Here is a 16,351-nt window from a genome sequence, read left to right on the forward strand (position 1 = left end):
GCGCCTTGGCACTCGGCTTGAACGAGTGCTAAGGCCGCGATAGATTCTGAGTTAGCACTCTCAGTACGAGGGTGCCAACGAAAGGCCTCTGGTGGCACCGCGACGACGCCGAGGCTCGGAACCTGACCACACAGGGCGAAACCCGCCCACATCTACGAAAGGGTTTTGACGTGGCAGTCACGATCAAGCCGCTCGAGGACCGCATCCTGGTCCAGCCGCTGGAGGCCGAGCAGACCACCGCTTCCGGGCTGGTCATCCCCGACACCGCCAAGGAGAAGCCGCAGGAGGGCAAGGTGCTCGCCACCGGCCCGGGTCGCATCGACGACAACGGCAACCGCGTTCCGCTCGATGTCGCCGAGGGCGACGTCGTCATCTTCAGCAAGTACGGCGGCACCGAGGTCAAGTACGACGGGCAGGACTACCTGCTCCTCAACGCCCGCGACATCCTCGCCGTCGTCACCAAGTAAGGACAACCAATGCCGAAGATCCTTCAGTTTGACGAGGAGGCGCGCCGCTCGCTCGAGCGGGGCGTCGACACCCTCGCCAACGCCGTGAAGGTCACGCTGGGCCCCAAGGGACGCTACGTCGTCCTGGACAAGAAGTGGGGCGCCCCGACCATCACCAACGACGGCGTCACCGTGGCGAAGGAGGTCGAGCTCTCCGATCCGTTCGAGAACCTCGGCGCCCAGCTCGCCAAGGAGGTCGCCACCAAGACCAACGACGTGGCCGGTGACGGCACCACCACGGCGACCGTGCTCGCCCAGGCGCTCGTCCACGAGGGCCTGCGCGCGGTCGCGTCCGGAGCCAGCCCGGTCGGCCTCAAGCGGGGTATCGACGCGGCGGTCGAGGCTGTCGAGGCCGAGCTCAAGCGGCTCGCCCGCGACGTCGAGACCACCGACGACATGGCGCACGTCGCCACCATCTCCGCCCGTGACGAGCAGATCGGCGCGCTGATCGCCGACGCGTTCGACAAGGTCGGCAAGGACGGCGTGATCACGGTCGACGAGTCCAACACCTTCGGCACCGAGCTGGAGTTCACCGAGGGCATGCAGTTCGACAAGGGCTACCTGTCCCCGTACTTCGTGACCGACCCGGAGCGCATGGAGGCCGTGCTCGAGGATCCCTACATCCTGATCAACCAGGGCAAGATCTCCTCGATGAACGACCTGCTGCCGCTGCTGGAGAAGGTCATCGGTGCCGGCGGCACGCTGTTCATCGTGGCCGAGGACGTGGACGGCGAGGCCCTGAGCACCCTCGTGGTCAACAAGATCAAGGGCACCTTCACCTCGCTGGCGGTCAAGGCTCCGGCCTTCGGTGACCGGCGCAAGGCCATGCTGGAGGACATCGCGATCCTCACCGGTGGCCGGGTCGTCGCTCCCGAGATCGGCCTCAAGCTCGACCAGGTCGGCCTGGACGTGCTGGGTCGCGCCCGCCGGATCGTGGTGACCAAGGACAACACCACGATCGTCGAGGGCGCCGGCTCCACCGAGGAGGTCGCGGGTCGCGTCGCGCAGCTGCGCGCCGAGATCGAGCGCACCGATTCCGACTGGGACCGCGAGAAGCTGCAGGAGCGGGTCGCCAAGCTCGCCGGCGGCGTCTGCGTGATCAAGGTCGGCGCTGCCACCGAGGTGGAGCTCAAGGAGAAGAAGCACCGGATCGAGGACGCGGTGTCCGCGACCCGCGCGGCCATCGAGGAGGGCATCGTCGCCGGTGGCGGCTCCGCCCTCGTCCACGCCGCTCGCGTGCTGTCCGACGGCCTCGGGCTGGTCGGCGACGAGAAGACCGGCGTGGCCATCGTGGCCAAGGCGGTCGGCGAACCGCTGCGCTGGATCGCGGAGAACGGCGGCGAGCCGGGCTACGTGATCGTCTCCAAGGTCTCCGAGCTGGAGCCGGGCAACGGCTACAACGCGGCGACCGGCGAGTACGGCGACCTGGTCGGCTCCGGCGTGATCGACCCGGTGAAGGTCACCCGCTCGGCGCTGGCCAACGCGGCGTCCATCGCGGCCCTGCTGCTCACCACCGAGACCTCGGTGGTGGACAAGCCGGCCGAGGACGAGGAAGAGCACGGGCACAGCCACTGAGCTGAACCGGCCGAAGGGGCCCCCACCGCACGGTGGGGGCCCCTTCGGCGTCCTGTCCGGCAAGAGCGATGAACCGAACGGCGGGCGCCGGATGAGGTCGCCTCCTCGATATGGCTATCAATCAGATGGGATTGATAGGAAAATCGCTCGCCGTCTCGTAGCATGCCGCCATGGCCAGCCGGACGCCTCAGCCCGACGCGCTCCTGATCGGGGCGCCGAAAGCAGGCACGAGCGCGCTGCACGCCGCGCTCGCGCTGCACCCGCAGGTGTTCTCCTCGCGTCCCAAGGAGCCCAAGTACTACCTGTGTGCGGACGCCCCGCCGCCCGCCTACTGCGGGCCGGGGGACGCCCACAGCCAGCAGGAGTGGATCTGGCGCAGGGAGGACTACCAGCGGCTGTTCGAGCCGGCCCGCGACGACCAGCTGCGGATCGAGTCGACGCCGTTCTACCTGTACCTGCGCAACGCGCGGCTGCGGATCGCGGAGGAGTTGCCGCAGGCGCGCCTGATCGTCGTCGTCCGCGACCCGGTCGATCGTGCCTACTCCAACTGGATGCACCTGTGGTCGGACGGTCTGGAGCCCGAGGCCGACTTCGTGACGGCGTTCGGGAAGGAGGAGGAGCGGATCCGGCGCGGATGGGCGCCGTTCTGGCACTACCGCCGGTTGGGCTGCTACGGACGCCAGCTCGAGGACCTCTACCGGCATGTCGACGCCGAGCGGGTCCTGGTGCTCCGCTATGCGGAACTCGTCCGCGATCCTGCCGTCACGCTGGATCGGGTGTGCGGCTTCCTCGGGCTCGACCAGGGCGTGGTGACGGGCATCCCCTCTGACAACTCGCGCCCCTATGTCGCCCCGGGGCCGGCGACCGCGGTCTGGGCGCGGACGGTGCGCGCCGGCGCGGCGCTCGGCGCCTTCTTCCCGCCCGCGCTGTGGCGCAGGGCGAGCGCCCCGTTGATCGGCCTGCGCCAGGCGAGGGGAGCGACCAGTCGCCCGCACCTCGAGCCGTCGACGCGGGCACGCCTGGTCGAGCAGTTCGCCGACGACATCGGCCTGCTGGAGCAACTCACCGGCAGGGACTTCAGCGACTGGCGTCGCGACCGGAGCGCCGGCTCGTTCGCTGCCCGCGCCAGCAGCTGATCCACACCTCGGGCGGCCGTCGCGGCCCTGCTCAGGAAGCGCTCGTGGCGAGCGAGGTCAGGAGGTCGTGGGCGCCGTCGGGGCGTGCGGCCTCGAAGTAGAAGCGCGTCGAGCCGTCGGGCAGGGGAACGGCGGCAGCGTAGCGGAGGGCGCCGTCCGAGGCGGGGGAGGACGCGACGGGATCGGTGCCCACCGGGTGCAGGCGGATCTCGCCGGGTCGGGACGCCTCGGCGAGGCCGGTGCGCTCGAACCAGTTGCTGGCCGCGTCCGGGCGACCGTCGTACAACACCCGGAGCGGATCGAGCGACAGGACGGTCGTCACCCTGGCGCCGCGCGCATCCCAGCCGCCGCCCGGAGCGAGGGCCAGCCCGCGGTCGGTCCAGGCGAGGCCGTCCTCGCTGGTCAGGTAGCGCGTGGTCATCCGGTCCTCTGCGCCGGGCGTGTCCAGGGGATGGCAGCACAACCACAGGTGCCATGCCTGGCCGTCCCTGACCACGACGGGGTCCTTCACGCCGACCTCGTCGCTCCCGGGCAGGACCACCCTGCGCGTGCCGGAGGCGAAGCCCTCCGGCGTCGCCGCGTCCAGCGCTTCCACCCACCAGTGCTTCGAGCCCGGGGTCGCGCAGGACACGTAGACCCGCCATCGGCCGTCGCCGAGGCGGACCAGCGCGGGGCGCTCGAACGAGTCGGCGCCGAAGCTCTCCCTGTGCAGCTCGCAGACCGTCTCGAACGCGAGCCCGTCGGCCGAGCGGGCGATCACCGTCGTGACCCCGCGGCCGGAGGTGAGCGGGCGACGGACGCGGTACGCCAGCCAGAAGGTGTCGTCGACCAGGATCGCCGCGGGAGCTCCCGACCAGTTGCCGGGGCCCGGATCGGGCGCGGGCACCACGACGCTCGACTCGTCGAGGGACGGCAGGGCTGGTGCGATCCGCAGGCTCACCCGGGCAAGCTTAGGGCCCGGTGGCTCCTCCTGGGCTCGCGGGACTCCCTCGCTGCGGTGTGCCTCGGCACGACCCCTGCGGACTTCGCTTCCGGCGTGGTCAGCTGTCCCCACACGGGTAACTGACAGCGGGGTCGCGAGATCGTTAGCGTGACAGGGCCAACGATCCCACCCTGAGGAGTGCAGACCCTTGTCCGCCCACCGCTTGTCCCGCTGCTCCGCCGCTGCAGCGTCCTTCGCCCTCGTCCTCGGTCTGTACGCCGCTCCCGCAGGTGCGGCTGAGGCCAGCAGCCCCCAGACGGTCGTGAGTGTGACGACCACGGCCGGTGCCACGGCCGCGCCGAGGCTGGTTGCCAAGGCGACAAAGTTCAAGAACTGCACGAAGCTGCACAAGAAGTACCGCCACGGTGTAGGCAAGAAGGGTGCCACGGACCACGTCAGCGGTCGGGGCAAGCGGGTGACGAATTTCACCAGGAACAACGCCGCCTACGCCGCCAATCGGCACCTCGACCGGGACAAGGACGGCATCGCCTGCGAGCAGCACTGAACTCCCCGCAACTTCCACCCGGGCCGGGCTTCAGCCCCGGGGAGGACCGCGACGCCTACGACGACTGACCTCGCCGGCGCCCGGCCGCGAGTGGGTCCGGGCGCTCGAGCCGGGTACGGAGCAGGGCTCGCCAGCCGAGCAGGAAGATCGCCAGCACGACGGCGGTGACCACGACGAACCCCGGCTGGATCCCGCCCCCGCTGACGAACCGCAGCAGCATGCCTCCGGCGACCGTGATCGCCCACACCGTCAGTCCCTGCACCCACCAGCGGCCCTCGCGCCACGTCGCGGCGAGCGATCCGACGGTCGCCGCCATGACGAAGGGCCACGCCGTCGCCCCGAGCACCGACAGGTCCTCGCCGTGGCTGAGCCGTCCGATCGCGGCGAACAGGAAGACCAGGACGATGTCGTAGGTGAGCGCCCGCAGGACCCGCATGCGGCGAACACTACCGCCAGCCACGCCTCAGGACCCCGAATTCGCTGTGCTAGCCTGCGAGGCACCCGGGCCCCGGCCCGACCCCAGGATGTCAAAGGAAGGAAGCTCGCATGTCGTCCAACACCTACGGCTACACCCCCGAGCAGATGGACACCATCGGCAAGCAGCTGGTGGCGATCAAGGGCGAGATCGACGGCAAGATCACCGAGGCTCAGAACGCCGTGAACGGGCTGATCGGCTCCGGCTTCACCACCGCCGTGGCCTCCGGCGCGTACTCCGACCAGTTCCAGGCGCTGGCCACCGGGCTCAAGCAGGTCTCCGACAACCTCGAACCGCTGGGCAAGTTCCTCAGCCAGTACGCGCAGGCGGTGGTCGAGATGGACAACCAGATGGGCAGCGCCCTGCGCGGCTGATCCCCCTCCTCAGCCCTGCGCCGTGAACCGCTCGGCCCCGTGGGGCGCCGCCGTCGTCGGTGTCGGCGCACTCCTGCTCATCCTCGTCCGCGTCCTGCAGGGTGCCTGGACGATGCCGCTGGTCGTCGGGATCGGCGTCCTCGGCTCCCTCGGCACACTGCTGCTGTGGTGGCAGTGGGACCGCCGGATTTTCGCTCACTGCACCGGCCACGTCCGGGCGAGGGGCGGCTGGGACGTCGTCGTCGGCGGGTACGTGCTCGAGCTCGGGGCGATCAACCCGGGCCGCCGACCCGGACGTGGGGAGGTCGTCCTGGCCGCCGGCGGCGAAGGGCTGCTCCTGGTCGACCCGAGGAGACGCGAGTTCACCGAGGTCCTGCGCCTGTCCTGGCCGGAGGTGGTCGACGTCGCCCCCGGCAGCGGGGACTTCCTCGGTCAGGTGCAGCCGGCGATTGTCGTGTCGACGATCACCGGCCGACTGGTGCTCGTCGTCCGCACCGACGAGCGGCGCGGGATACTGTCGGTGGGCAGTGCGGAGACGGAGGCCGTGATCGAGGAGATCCGGCACCTCCGCCGGACCGCACGATTCGAATGAGACGGGAGCAGACATGACGCTGATCGTCGAGGTGGACGCGATCCGGACGATGGGCAACGACCTGAAGTCCGTGGCGGCGGAGTTCGACGGCGCCAATGCCAACTCCGACGTGATCGCCGACGCGGTGGGGCACCCGGGCCTGGCCGAGGAGGTCCGCGACTTCGCGCACGGCTGGGACGACACCAGGGCGAAGATGGTCGAAGCGATGAAGGCCCTCGGCGACGCCGCGATCACCGTCGCGGACAACTGGGTGGACCTCGATCGGCAGGGTGCGGACGCGCTGACCGGCACCGGCGGGCAGCCCCGCTCCACGAACGCCCCGCAGGCGGAGTGATCCCGATCGCCGCGGGCGGACCCGGCGTGGAGGAGAGCCACGGTGCCCGTCTCTGAACCTCTCCTGGCTCGTGGCCTGGGCGCCCTGCCCGGAGGCGCGGGTTCCGCCGCGACGCTGATCACCACGCCCGGGGCCACGGCCACGGGGCGGCGGATCCTCGAGGGCACGGTCGAGACCAACCCCGACCTCCTCTTCCGCCTGTTCGACCCGGACGGCACCGCCTCGGTCGGGGACGCCCGCACCGCGGTGCTGTGGGGTGCGGTCCCGGTGGCGCCGCTCCCCGAGCTGGGCTCGCCCAGGCTCGCCGCGGCGCTCGCCGCAGCCGACCTGCCCGCCGTCCTCGATGCCCTCGCCTACGACGTCGCCGTCGTGCCCGTGCAGGTGTCCTCGACCGGACTGGAGGCGTGCGCGTTCGCGGGCGGCCCGGGCGGCGTCCCCGACCTGCACCTGTTCTCCTCCGCCGAGAGCTTCGGCCGCTTCCTCGCCGGGAGGCAGGAACGGCTGTTCGTGGTGCGCCAGGGCGCCGCCGTGGTGGAGTTCGTCTCCGACCGCGCGGACGGCCTTGCCCAGGTCGTCCTCGACGCCGCGGGACCGCACCCGCTGGCCCTGCCCGCCGACCTCTTCCGGGCCATCCTCGAACCAGCTGCCGAGGACGACCATCCTCACGACGGCACGCTGGAGGATGCCGGCCTCCCGGAGCGGATCGTCGGGTTCGCGTTGCCGCGGGAACGGCACTGGGCGACGATCGACCTCACCGCGGACGAAGCCGCCCGGAGCGCGCGGATCAGGGAACTCGTCCGGGACCAGACCAGGGTGCTCTCCGACCGTGGCGCGGGCCTGCGCCGAGACCTGCGGGAGTGGCTGGGCCGCTCGGCCGCGCAGGCCGCCTCCGCCGGGGGCCGCGAGTACGCGTTCCTGATCACCAGGACCGCCACCGCGGCCGCAGCGGTGAGCATGGTGAGCTACTGGCACGACATCGGCCCCGGCCTCGGGGGGCCGGATCCCCTGGACGGGATCGCCGAGAGACTGCTGGCCAGTGCCGGCGAAGCGGACGACCTCGTCCGCCTGCGGGTCGACGGCGACGTGGTGCTGCGCCACAGCCGGGTGCGCGCCGGCCGCCCCGAACTCGGCGGCGGCGACGTCCCGCTGCTGCTGGTGGACTACTGGATCGGCGTCCCGGGGCCGCACTCCGGTGCTGTGGCCCACGTCGCCTTCTCCACCCCGCACCTGGCGGCCGGAGACGCGATCACGGCCCTGACCGACACCCTCGTGCTGCAGGGGCGGTGGATCAGCGGCACCGCCTAGGAGACTGCTGAACAATCATGTCCCGGCTGGAGTTCCGCTCCCATGACCGCTGGTTGCCACCAAGCCCGTTTCGGTGACCTCGTCGACATGGGCGACGTCAAGCGAGAGCCCGAGTTGGGCAATCAGCGGTGACGCCTGCGCCAACGCCGACTCTGTGATTGCGCGTTCCCGGTCGAAGACGATCACCCTGAAGCCGGTGAGGTCACCGACATGCTCGATTCCGAGGAGTTCCGAGGCGCCGCTCGCGGCCGTCGCCTTCCTGGCTGCCGCCAGAAGCTGATCCTGCGCATCCAGGTAGTCGTCCGCCGTGTACGCCGACTCGTGCAGCTCGACGTCCACATCCGGGTGGGACGATCGGATCGACTGCACAGACTCAGCAGGATCGCCCTTCCAGGAGAGCATGAGCTTGTTGTCATCAAGCGACAGACGCACGAAGAGATAGCCGTCCAAGCCCTCTGCCGCCGGCCGGCCGGTCTCGTTCTGGTCCACCACGGCGTTGATCTGCCCGGCGACGGCGCTGAGCGGCCCCTGACGCTCGCGTATCGACGCAGGTACTTCCGACTCAGCCTTGTCGGGCCCGGTCCCGGCGGGTGTCCCGGTCTTGTCCTCGCCTGCCGGTGCAGCCGTCGCTGGTGCGGCGAAGGCGATGGCACAGCCCATCGTCAGGAGCGTCGCGATCGCCCGGCGACGACCGCGAGGAGCGGTGTTCGGACGAACCATGTCTGCTCCTTGTCAGGAATACGGGCAGGCTACGGGACTGGTCGCGGTGGCGGAACCTCTGAGCGGACCTTCATACACTCTCCTCGACGCCCTCGAGCCGTCGGCACCTCCCCGATGATGGGCGATGCCTGTCCCTATCACGCACGGTGCATGCGGTGATCCCGGTCGCCTCGGACAACTCCCGCAGCAGCCTCCTCGTCGGGCAGCGGGACCTGCACGGTCCACTGCCTGCCCGCGCGGACGTAGACGCCGCGGCCGGGCGGGTAGTCGCTGCGCCTGACCCGGGGCAGCGCCATCCTGAACAGGATGTCGCCGTCCGCGGAGTCCGGTTGCATGACCAGTCCGTGGCGGCTGTTCCGCACCTCGGAGATGAGCGGCCACCCCGAACCCCAGGCGGACGTGTCCTGCTCGGCCACGACGAGGTGGCCGTTGCGGCGGCCGGCCTTCACCAGGTCGGTCAGTACGGCCTCGGCGGGCGTGCCGACGAACTCGCCGATGCCCTCGAGCACGAGCACCAGTCCCGGCTCCACCTCGCCGTCGGCAGGGATCGCGGCCAGCGGTTTCAGGGCGGCGGCCAGCTCGGAGATCGCTTCGAGCTCGGTGGCCGTCCCGGTCCAGATCGGCTCGGAGTGGACGCCGGACCGCCGCGGACCGACGTAGTACAGCGGGAGCCCGGGACGCCAGCGGTGCAGCGCGTGCACGACCGCCCGCAGCGCTGTGGTGCGTCCGGACCCGGGCAGGCCGGCGATCAGGAACGCCCCCTGCGCGGGGAATCCGACCGGAGCGAGGTCCGCCTCGCCGAGTCCCAGGACCGGCATCCCCGCCACGCTCGCGGGGAGTTCGGACGCCCGGAGGAGGGCGGCCAGCCGGCCCACCTGTGGCGCGCGCGGGACGTCCTGACCGGACAGCCACTCACCCAGCCGGTCGATCGTTGCCGACTGGTCCGCGGGCGTGGCCGAGCCGCCCGGCACCGCCACCTGCACCTCGTTGGCCTCCCCGGAGAACACACCGCGGCCGGCCGGGGCGGAGGTGAGCACGTCCTTCGGCACGTTCAGGCCGGCGTAGGCGTTCTCGTCGGCCTGGCGCAGCACCAGGCGGCGCTGCACGCTCGCGCCGACGACGGGAGGCAGGGCATTGGGACGCTCGGCGGCGATGGCGAGGTGGATGCCGACGCCCCTGCCCTCGGTGAGCAGGCGGCCGAACCGGGCGTACACGGGCGAGGAGGCGAGCGCCGTCTCGTACTCGTCGCGGAAGGCGGCGAAGCCGTCGAGCAGGACCAGGATCCTGGGCTCGTCGCCGGATCCGGGGCGCGCGCGGTACTCCGTGAGCGAGCCGGCCCTCGCCGCGGCGAAGCGGGCCGATCGCTCCTCCAGCGTCTCGACGAGGCGGCGCAGCAGGCGGTCCGTGCGTTCCCGGTCGGCGCCGTCGATGATCCCGCCCACGGTCGGCAGGGACTCCAGCATCGACAGCCCCGCCGTGGAGAAGTCGAGGCCGTAGACGTGGGTGGGCTCCGCGCGGGTCCGGAAGGCCGCGGAGAAGGCCACGGAGCGCAGCAGGGTCGACTTGCCGGAGCCGCTGACGCCGAAGACGGCGAGGTTTCCCTCGGTCTCGGGGTTCCATGCCACCGGATGCTGGGCCTGGTGCTGGGGGTCGTCCGCCACCCCCAGCAGCAGGGGAAAGCCGTTCCTCGCGCCCGTGGCCGCGGCCGCGGAGAGCAGGTCCTCCAGGCGGTAGGCGGTGCCCAGCTCGGGGAGCCACGGCCTGCGGGGGGCAGGCAGCGCGCAGAGCCTGGCCGCCTCGCCGATCCGGGCGACCACGCGGGCGATGTCGGTGGGTCCGTCCTCCGCCGCGTCCACGGCGTGCGGCGACGCCGGGATCTCCCACGGGATCCCGGCCCCGAACACCATGGTCTCGATCTCGATCCGCGCCGGCTCGGGCTCCGCGGAGGTCCAGCCGCCCACGTAGCCGCTCTGGAACAGCGAGATCCGTCCCGGGCCGGTGCGGACCGCCGCGCGACCGGGAATGCGCGGGTCGAACTCCGCGGCGAGCGGGGAGTCGATCACGTCGACCGAGTCCGCTTCGTCGGCCATTCGCAGAGCGATCCGCAGGGCCGTGTTCGCGCGCAGGTTGCCGCGGATCACGCCGGCCGGCCGCTGGGTGGCAAGGATCAGGTGCAGGCCCAGGGAGCGGCCGCGCTGCGCGACGTCCACCACCCCGTCGACGAACTCCGGGACCTCGGAGACGAGGGCGGCGAACTCGTCCACGACGATCACCAGCGACGGGGGACAGTCTGGGTCGCCGGTGCGTTCGAGGGCGGCCAGGTCCTTCGCGTTCTTCCGGTTCAGCAGCTGTTCGCGGTAGCGCAGCTCCGCCCGCAGCGACGTCAGTGCCCGGCGGACCAGGTGAGGGGACAGGTCGGTGACCAGGCCCACGCAGTGCGGGAGGTTCACGCAGTCGGCGAAGGCCGAGCCGCCCTTGTAGTCGACGAACAGGAAGGTGACCCGCCGCGGGCTGTGCCCGGCGGCCATACCCAGCACCCACGTCTGCAGGAACTCCGACTTGCCTGCGCCGCTGGTGCCGCCGACGAGTGCGTGCGGGCCTTGTGCGCGGAGGTCCAGGGCGAGTTCACCCATCGAGCCGTGTCCGACGAGCGCCCGGAGGTTCGTGGTGCCACGGGCCGGGCCGGCGCCGACCGAGCCGTTCTCCGTCCATCGCTCCACGGTCGCCCTGGCGTCGGTGGCGAGGCCCCCGCCGGCCATGCCGAGGAACGAGACGGTCCGGGGGATGCTCGACTGGTCGAGCACCGGCGCCCCGGCGTCGAGGACGGGGGCGAGCAACCTGGCGAGCTCGCCGGCGAGGTCGGCCGACAGTGGCTCGACCCGGCCGATCGACACGGTGCGCTCCTGTCTCACGAAGCCCGCGCTGGTCGTCTTCGCGACGTCGTCGTTGACCAGGTAGGCGTGGCACGCCGCAGGCAGCTGCTCGTGCCGGTCGGCCAGCCAGAGCAGGTGCACGCCGACCGCGGGCCCGTCCTCGGCGAGGCTGACCAGCCGGCCGCGTTCGACCGGGGCGTCGTCCTCGACGAGGAGCACCACGGCCGGCACGCGTCCCTTGGCCTCCCTGCGGGCGGCGACGAGTTCCTCCAGGCCGGTGACGAGCGCCTGGACGGCCCCGGGGGCGGACGCGAGGTGCGACCCGTGCAGCGGGGAGTGGGCCGAGCCGACGTGCGGCAGCCAGACCAGCCACTCCCAGCGCGCGGCGCGCTCCGGCCCGGCGATCGCGGCGAGCACCAGTTCCGCGGGGGAATGCAGGCAGGCGAGCTGGGCGACCAGCGTCCGGGCGACCGGGGCCAGCCAGTCGGCGGTCCCCGCGACGCCCAGGTTCCCGCACTCGCGCAATCGGGCGAGGATCGGGACGTCGTCGACGACCTCGGCCCGTGCGCGCAGGTCCTCCAGCGCGGCCCAGTCCTCGGCGCTCGCGTCGCCGCGATCGGGCAGGACGAACTGGTTGCGCGACTCGGTTCGCCCGTAGCCGAGGGTCAGGGCGAGGAAGTCGTCGGTCTCGGGACGCCGGTACCACAGGTCAGGGGTCCGGCGGCGGGCCGAGGCGAGCACGGCCTCCAGCGCGGGCACCTCGGCGCACCGAGCGGCCTGCTCGGTGCGGGCCGCGTCGTCCAGCTCGGCGGACAGCGTCGCGAGGTCGTCGCCGAACCGGGCGCGGGCGGCCTTGCGGGACCTGCCGTCGGTCCAGCGCCGGTCCACGTAGCTACCGAGCGCGATCAGCGGGCTGAGCGCGATGAAGACGATGCTGAGCAGGTTCTGCGTGAAGGCGTACAGCACCGCGCCCATCAGCAGGGGCGCAGCCATCGCGATCAGCGGGAACCGGCCGGGGTTGGCTCGGCCCGGTGGTTTCGGAGCGGCGAACGTGCGTCCCTCGTAGCGGATGCGGACCAGCGGGGAACGGTTGAAGTCCGCAACGGGGCCGGCCCGGCCCGCGCCGTCGGGCGTGGTCAGCCGGACGGTGAACTCGGTCTCGCCGACCCGGGCGATGTCACGCGGGCCGAGAACGGCGGTCTCGACCGCGTCCTCGCCGACGAGGACGCCGTTGGCCGAGCCCACGTCGATCACCTCGACCTGGTCGGCGACGTTCACGCGGGCGTGCCTGCGGGAGACCAGCGGATCGCTCAACATCACGTCGCAGCCGCTCTGGCGCCCGACCACGTTGGGGCCGGGATACAGCGGGAACGTCCTGCCCGCATCCGGTCCACGCACCACCCTGAGTTCCGCGACGGCCGCGGCGTGCGGCACTCCGGCGGCATCCGTCCACGGCACGACCCGGATCTGCTGCCCGGAGGCCAGACCGGCTTCGGCGACGAAGGAGCGGGGCGGCAGCACGCCCGCGCCTGGCGCCGTGTCGCCGAGAACCTGGACGGTGAGGCCCGAGTCGTGCGGGGCAGGCAGCTGGGTCTCGCCGGCCCGGATCGCCGCAGCGAGGTCGGCGACGGTGGCGGTCGCCTCGGTGGTCACGGCGACCGGACGGTAACTCCCGTCGGACTGTCGCAGTTCGAGTTTGAGCCTCACCGATCCTCCGCCCCGTCCGGATCGAGCGGGTCGCCGTACACGAAGGCGGGGCCGGGCATCGTGATCGGGTCGGCGAAGACGGGCCCGCGCCACAGTCCGCCGGGCCGGTACGGAAGCACCAGGACCAGGCCGGTGGTGCCGCCGGCGAAGTCGAGGTGGAACTCGATCGTGTCCCCGTACTCGGGGTTCGTCGTGTCGACGGCAAGGCACACCGCGCGCCAGTTGTCGCGGTCCCCGCGCAGCTGGTCGAGCATCACGGCGAAGGCGTCGGCGGTGTCCTGCGCGTCGCCGGGCCGGGCGGCGAACGGGACGACCTGCCCGGCGTGGTCGACCCCCGCACCCACAGGGACGAAGGCGCGGTACCTGCGCAGCATGTCGTGGGCGAACGGCGTGATCAGGTCCACCATGGCGTAGGCGTCCTGCTCCGCGGTCTGAGGCAGCGGTGCGGTCACGCCCGGCTCCCTGCGGGCGCGGGCAGGACCCGGGCCGGTGTCTTCCACCGGGACGACGGCCGCGGCAGCAGGGCGGGGGCGAACCATCCGCCCGGACGCCTCAGGCCGAGCAGCCGGGGCTGGAGTTCGCGCGCACCGGCCGGCTCTGTGGACAGGCTGAGCAGCGTCCCCGTCGCGGTGGGGGCCACCCTCCAGCCGACGGAGGGGTGGGCGAGCCGGTCGGCGACCAGCGGCAGGTATCCGGCGCCGAACCACGACCACCACACGGGATGTCCCGCGATCCCGCAGAATCCCTCGGGGCTCCACGGGCGGCCCGCCTCGGACTCACCCTGGTGCCAGAGGCGGCCGCGGGAGAGCGTGTAGCCGCCGAGCACCTCTGCCATGGCGTACACGGCGCCCGCGGACTCGGCGAGCCCGATGAAGAACTCCTGCAGCCGCCGACGCCAGCTCTCGTCATGGAAGGGCGCGCCGAGCAGCTGTAGTTCAATGTCCCACATCGGGGCGGCGTTCCCGCGCCGGGGCGTGCCGATGCTCCCCTCGACGGCGGGCAACCGGTCGCAGGTGAACAGCAGGTCGTCGCTGCGAGTGCGCCACGCCTGCTCCAGCCCGGGGCGGCCCGCGGAGGAGAGCCGCGCCTGGAAGGGCTCGGTGTCGCCGAACCGGTCCGGCAACGCCTCGGGCAGCCATCGTTGAGCGGCGTCGGCGAGGAGCCTCACCGGCGTGGTGGCGGCCCGCGGCGGGACGAACCACGACAGCGCGACCACTTCCACGGGCTCGTCGCGCGCAGGGGTGACCACCCCGGGCAGGGCGCCCGCGGGCGCCCGCAGCACCTCGCCGTCCCACAGGACGCCGTCGAGGGAGTCCGCGAGCCGACGGGCCAGGTCGTGGCCGATGCCGTCGACGAAGTCGAAGGTGTAGAGGTGGGTGGGCGTGGTGAGCGCGAGGACCGCCTCGGGCACGTCGTCCGGATCGACCCGCAGGGGACCCTCGATCACCAGCAGGCCGTCGGCGTCCTGGTGCTCCAGACGAGTCGCCTCGACCTGCTCGAAGGCTGCGGCGTCCCCGAACTGCGCACGCAACGTCGCCGCCGGCACCGACCGCGCCGCGTACACCGACACGCTGTAGGACATCGGCGGCCTCAGTTCAGCGCTGGATTGAACTCGAAACCGATCCGGAACCCTCCCAGGGTGGCCAGCGATCCGGCGGCGATCCTGGTGCCGAGGGCGGACTCGAAGGTGCCCACCCGGACGGCCTCGCTGCCGATCAATGTCTGCACGGAGGCGGACACCCTCGTCGTCTCCCGGACGGTCAGGCGCAGCTGGGTGCCGTTCTCGATGGCCAGGTTGGAGTACTCCCGGAGCTGGGACAGCGACGTACTGCCGAGCTGGGCGACGTTCTTCGACTCGCCGACGAAGAGGCGCGAACCGACCTTGAGGACGGCGTCGGGCTGACCCATCCGCGACGCTCCGGTGACGGGGTTGGTGATCCTGATCGGCGCCTTCGCCGCGAACGCCTTGATCCCCAGGATCTCCTCCCCGAGGGCGCCACGGATGCCGCTGAGCGTCCTCCCGGTCGCGATCCGGGACACTGCGCCCGGCTTCAGCAGGGTCCTCATCGCGACGGCGCCGAGCCGCGATCCCGCCCCGCGTCCGGCCATCTTCGCGCCCTGCGTCATCATCGCCCGGAAGGCGCCCGCGCCGGCGCGGGCGGCGCCGCCGACGCCGATCACGCCGAGGATGGCGAAGACGATCGAGACCGCGGCCTCGCCCCACGACTTCTCGCCGGTCGCGGCCAGCGCGATGTTGGCCAACGCAGCCACGATCCCTGCCACCGCTGCCACGACCAGCAGCACCCCGGCCAATGCCTGCCCGATCACCGGGATCCAGCACACCAACAGGGCCAGGATGCCCGCGATCGTCGCGACCGCCTCGGCGATGGAGGCGATCCACTCGGTGACCTTCGCGCCCCAGTCGTCCCACCAGGAGTCGTGCAGGCCGTCGCCGGACGTCGTCGCCGTGATCTGCTCGATCGCGTCCCTGGCCGCCGTGTCCCGGTCGGCGACCGCCGCTTCGACGAGGTGGAGCTGGGTGGCGATCCTGGCCCGCGCCGCGGAGGCCTCGCTGCGCTGCTGCGCCTCCTTGCGCTGGTACTCCTCGCGCTGGTCGGCCTCCTCCGTCTGGTCCGCGTCGTCCGCCCAGCGGTGGTAACGGTGCTGGGCGGCCTCAGCGGCCTCCGCGTCGGCCTGGGCGCTGCGAGCCTGGCTGAGAGCGTGCAGGGTGTCGGCCTGGACCCGGTCCAGGACGGTCGCGTAGGTGGTGAGCGCCGAACCTGCCGCGCGGTAGCGGCCCTCGGCCCTGGCGACGTCGTCGACCACGGTGTCCCGCGACTCCAGCAACGCCTTCACCGAGTCGGCGGTCGAACTCCCGGCGTCCAGCCTGCGCAGGGTGGACGCGGCGCGGGCGATCGCGTCGGCGACACCGGTGTAGTCGCGGCCGCCGTCGCGAACCACCACAGGGTCGCCCGGAGTGGGATCGCCGGCCAGGCCCAGCGCCGACCAGTCAGAGGGTCTCGTCATCCACGCCTCCATTCCGCCGGGGTACGCGTCGGGTGGTGGTTGCACCCTACCGAACGGGGTGCGCGGGATGGAGCCCTCGTCCGCGTCCGGTCGCTCGATTGCGCCCGGAGGCGCCCCCGCTCGTCCCGCTGGTCACGCCCCCGCTCGGACCGGCATCGAACGCCCTCGCTCGGACCAGTGCTGAACGCCCAGCTCGGACCAGTGCTCAACGCCCCGTTCGGAAGCGTGGGCCAGCGCTCC

Annotated in this window: 15 protein-coding genes; 8 read left to right on the top strand and 7 right to left on the bottom strand. The window is 72.1% G+C overall.

Annotation, left to right across the window (positions count from 1 at the left end; genetic code table 11):
- Positions 1-170: 170 nt before the first annotated feature.
- The 3 genes from groES to QM633_RS01610 all read left to right on the top strand — a co-directional run bounded on the left by groES (position 171) and on the right by QM633_RS01610 (position 3,217).
- The gene (gene groES, locus QM633_RS01600; RefSeq protein WP_415151969.1) at positions 171-467 is read left to right on the top strand and encodes a co-chaperone GroES; all 297 of its coding nucleotides are present in this window, start codon (positions 171-173) and stop codon (positions 465-467) included.
- 9 nt (positions 468-476) lie between these two features.
- Entirely contained in the window at positions 477-2,081 is a 1,605-nt protein-coding gene (gene groL, locus QM633_RS01605) for a chaperonin GroEL (RefSeq protein ID WP_415151970.1), read from the top strand.
- Between the two features lie 170 nt (positions 2,082-2,251).
- Positions 2,252-3,217 (top strand): sulfotransferase family protein, encoded by a 966-nt coding sequence (locus QM633_RS01610; RefSeq protein ID WP_415151971.1) that lies wholly within the window; start codon positions 2,252-2,254, stop codon positions 3,215-3,217.
- A 31-nt stretch (positions 3,218-3,248) separates the two neighbouring features.
- Here the strand turns inward: QM633_RS01610 and QM633_RS01615 are convergent, their stop codons facing one another.
- On the bottom strand, positions 3,249-4,157 hold the full coding sequence (locus QM633_RS01615; protein ID WP_415151972.1) for a hypothetical protein: 909 nt from the start codon (positions 4,155-4,157) through the stop codon (positions 3,249-3,251).
- Between the two features lie 190 nt (positions 4,158-4,347).
- Here QM633_RS01615 and QM633_RS01620 point away from each other — a divergent pair, with 190 nt between their 5' ends.
- Complete coding sequence (locus QM633_RS01620; protein WP_415151973.1) at positions 4,348-4,704, top strand: excalibur calcium-binding domain-containing protein; 357 nt, start codon at positions 4,348-4,350, stop codon at positions 4,702-4,704.
- Between the two features lie 55 nt (positions 4,705-4,759).
- Here the strand turns inward: QM633_RS01620 and QM633_RS01625 are convergent, their stop codons facing one another.
- A complete protein-coding gene (locus QM633_RS01625) occupies positions 4,760-5,140 on the bottom strand; it encodes a DUF3054 domain-containing protein (protein WP_415151974.1) in 381 nt (126 codons plus the stop codon).
- 110 nt (positions 5,141-5,250) lie between these two features.
- On the opposite strand from QM633_RS01625, the gene QM633_RS01630 reads away from it, so the two are divergent.
- From QM633_RS01630 to QM633_RS01645, 4 genes are read left to right on the top strand one after another with little or no spacing between them, the layout of a single operon-like run.
- Positions 5,251-5,553, top strand: coding sequence for a WXG100 family type VII secretion target (locus QM633_RS01630; RefSeq protein WP_415151975.1), 303 nt, complete (start codon positions 5,251-5,253; stop codon positions 5,551-5,553).
- 22 nt (positions 5,554-5,575) lie between these two features.
- Complete coding sequence (locus QM633_RS01635; protein ID WP_415151976.1) at positions 5,576-6,145, top strand: hypothetical protein; 570 nt, start codon at positions 5,576-5,578, stop codon at positions 6,143-6,145.
- A gap of 13 nt (positions 6,146-6,158) precedes the next feature.
- Entirely contained in the window at positions 6,159-6,479 is a 321-nt protein-coding gene (locus QM633_RS01640) for a hypothetical protein (RefSeq protein ID WP_415151977.1), read from the top strand.
- 42 nt (positions 6,480-6,521) lie between these two features.
- Complete coding sequence (locus tag QM633_RS01645; RefSeq protein WP_415151978.1) at positions 6,522-7,784, top strand: hypothetical protein; 1,263 nt, start codon at positions 6,522-6,524, stop codon at positions 7,782-7,784.
- Positions 7,785-7,799: 15 nt separating this feature from the next.
- On the opposite strand, the gene QM633_RS01650 is transcribed toward QM633_RS01645, so the two are convergent.
- The 5 genes from QM633_RS01650 to QM633_RS01670 all read right to left on the bottom strand — a co-directional run bounded on the left by QM633_RS01650 (position 7,800) and on the right by QM633_RS01670 (position 16,111).
- The gene (locus QM633_RS01650; protein ID WP_415151979.1) at positions 7,800-8,504 is read right to left on the bottom strand and encodes a hypothetical protein; all 705 of its coding nucleotides are present in this window, start codon (positions 8,502-8,504) and stop codon (positions 7,800-7,802) included.
- A gap of 137 nt (positions 8,505-8,641) precedes the next feature.
- Positions 8,642-13,084: an FtsK/SpoIIIE domain-containing protein gene (locus QM633_RS01655; protein ID WP_415151980.1), complete on the bottom strand. Its 4,443-nt coding sequence runs from the start codon at positions 13,082-13,084 to the stop codon at positions 8,642-8,644.
- The gene (locus QM633_RS01660) at positions 13,081-13,536 is read right to left on the bottom strand and encodes a hypothetical protein (RefSeq protein WP_415151981.1); all 456 of its coding nucleotides are present in this window, start codon (positions 13,534-13,536) and stop codon (positions 13,081-13,083) included. Before QM633_RS01660 ends, QM633_RS01655 begins: the two co-directional genes overlap by 4 nt.
- The gene (locus QM633_RS01665) at positions 13,533-14,666 is read right to left on the bottom strand and encodes a hypothetical protein (protein ID WP_415151982.1); all 1,134 of its coding nucleotides are present in this window, start codon (positions 14,664-14,666) and stop codon (positions 13,533-13,535) included. Before QM633_RS01665 ends, QM633_RS01660 begins: the two co-directional genes overlap by 4 nt.
- A gap of 8 nt (positions 14,667-14,674) precedes the next feature.
- The gene (locus QM633_RS01670; protein ID WP_415151983.1) at positions 14,675-16,111 is read right to left on the bottom strand and encodes a hypothetical protein; all 1,437 of its coding nucleotides are present in this window, start codon (positions 16,109-16,111) and stop codon (positions 14,675-14,677) included.
- Positions 16,112-16,351: the final 240 nt, after the last annotated feature.

Source organism: Propionicimonas sp., assembly GCF_047606205.1.
Taxonomy (GTDB): Bacteria; Actinomycetota; Actinomycetes; order Propionibacteriales; family Propionibacteriaceae; genus Propionicimonas.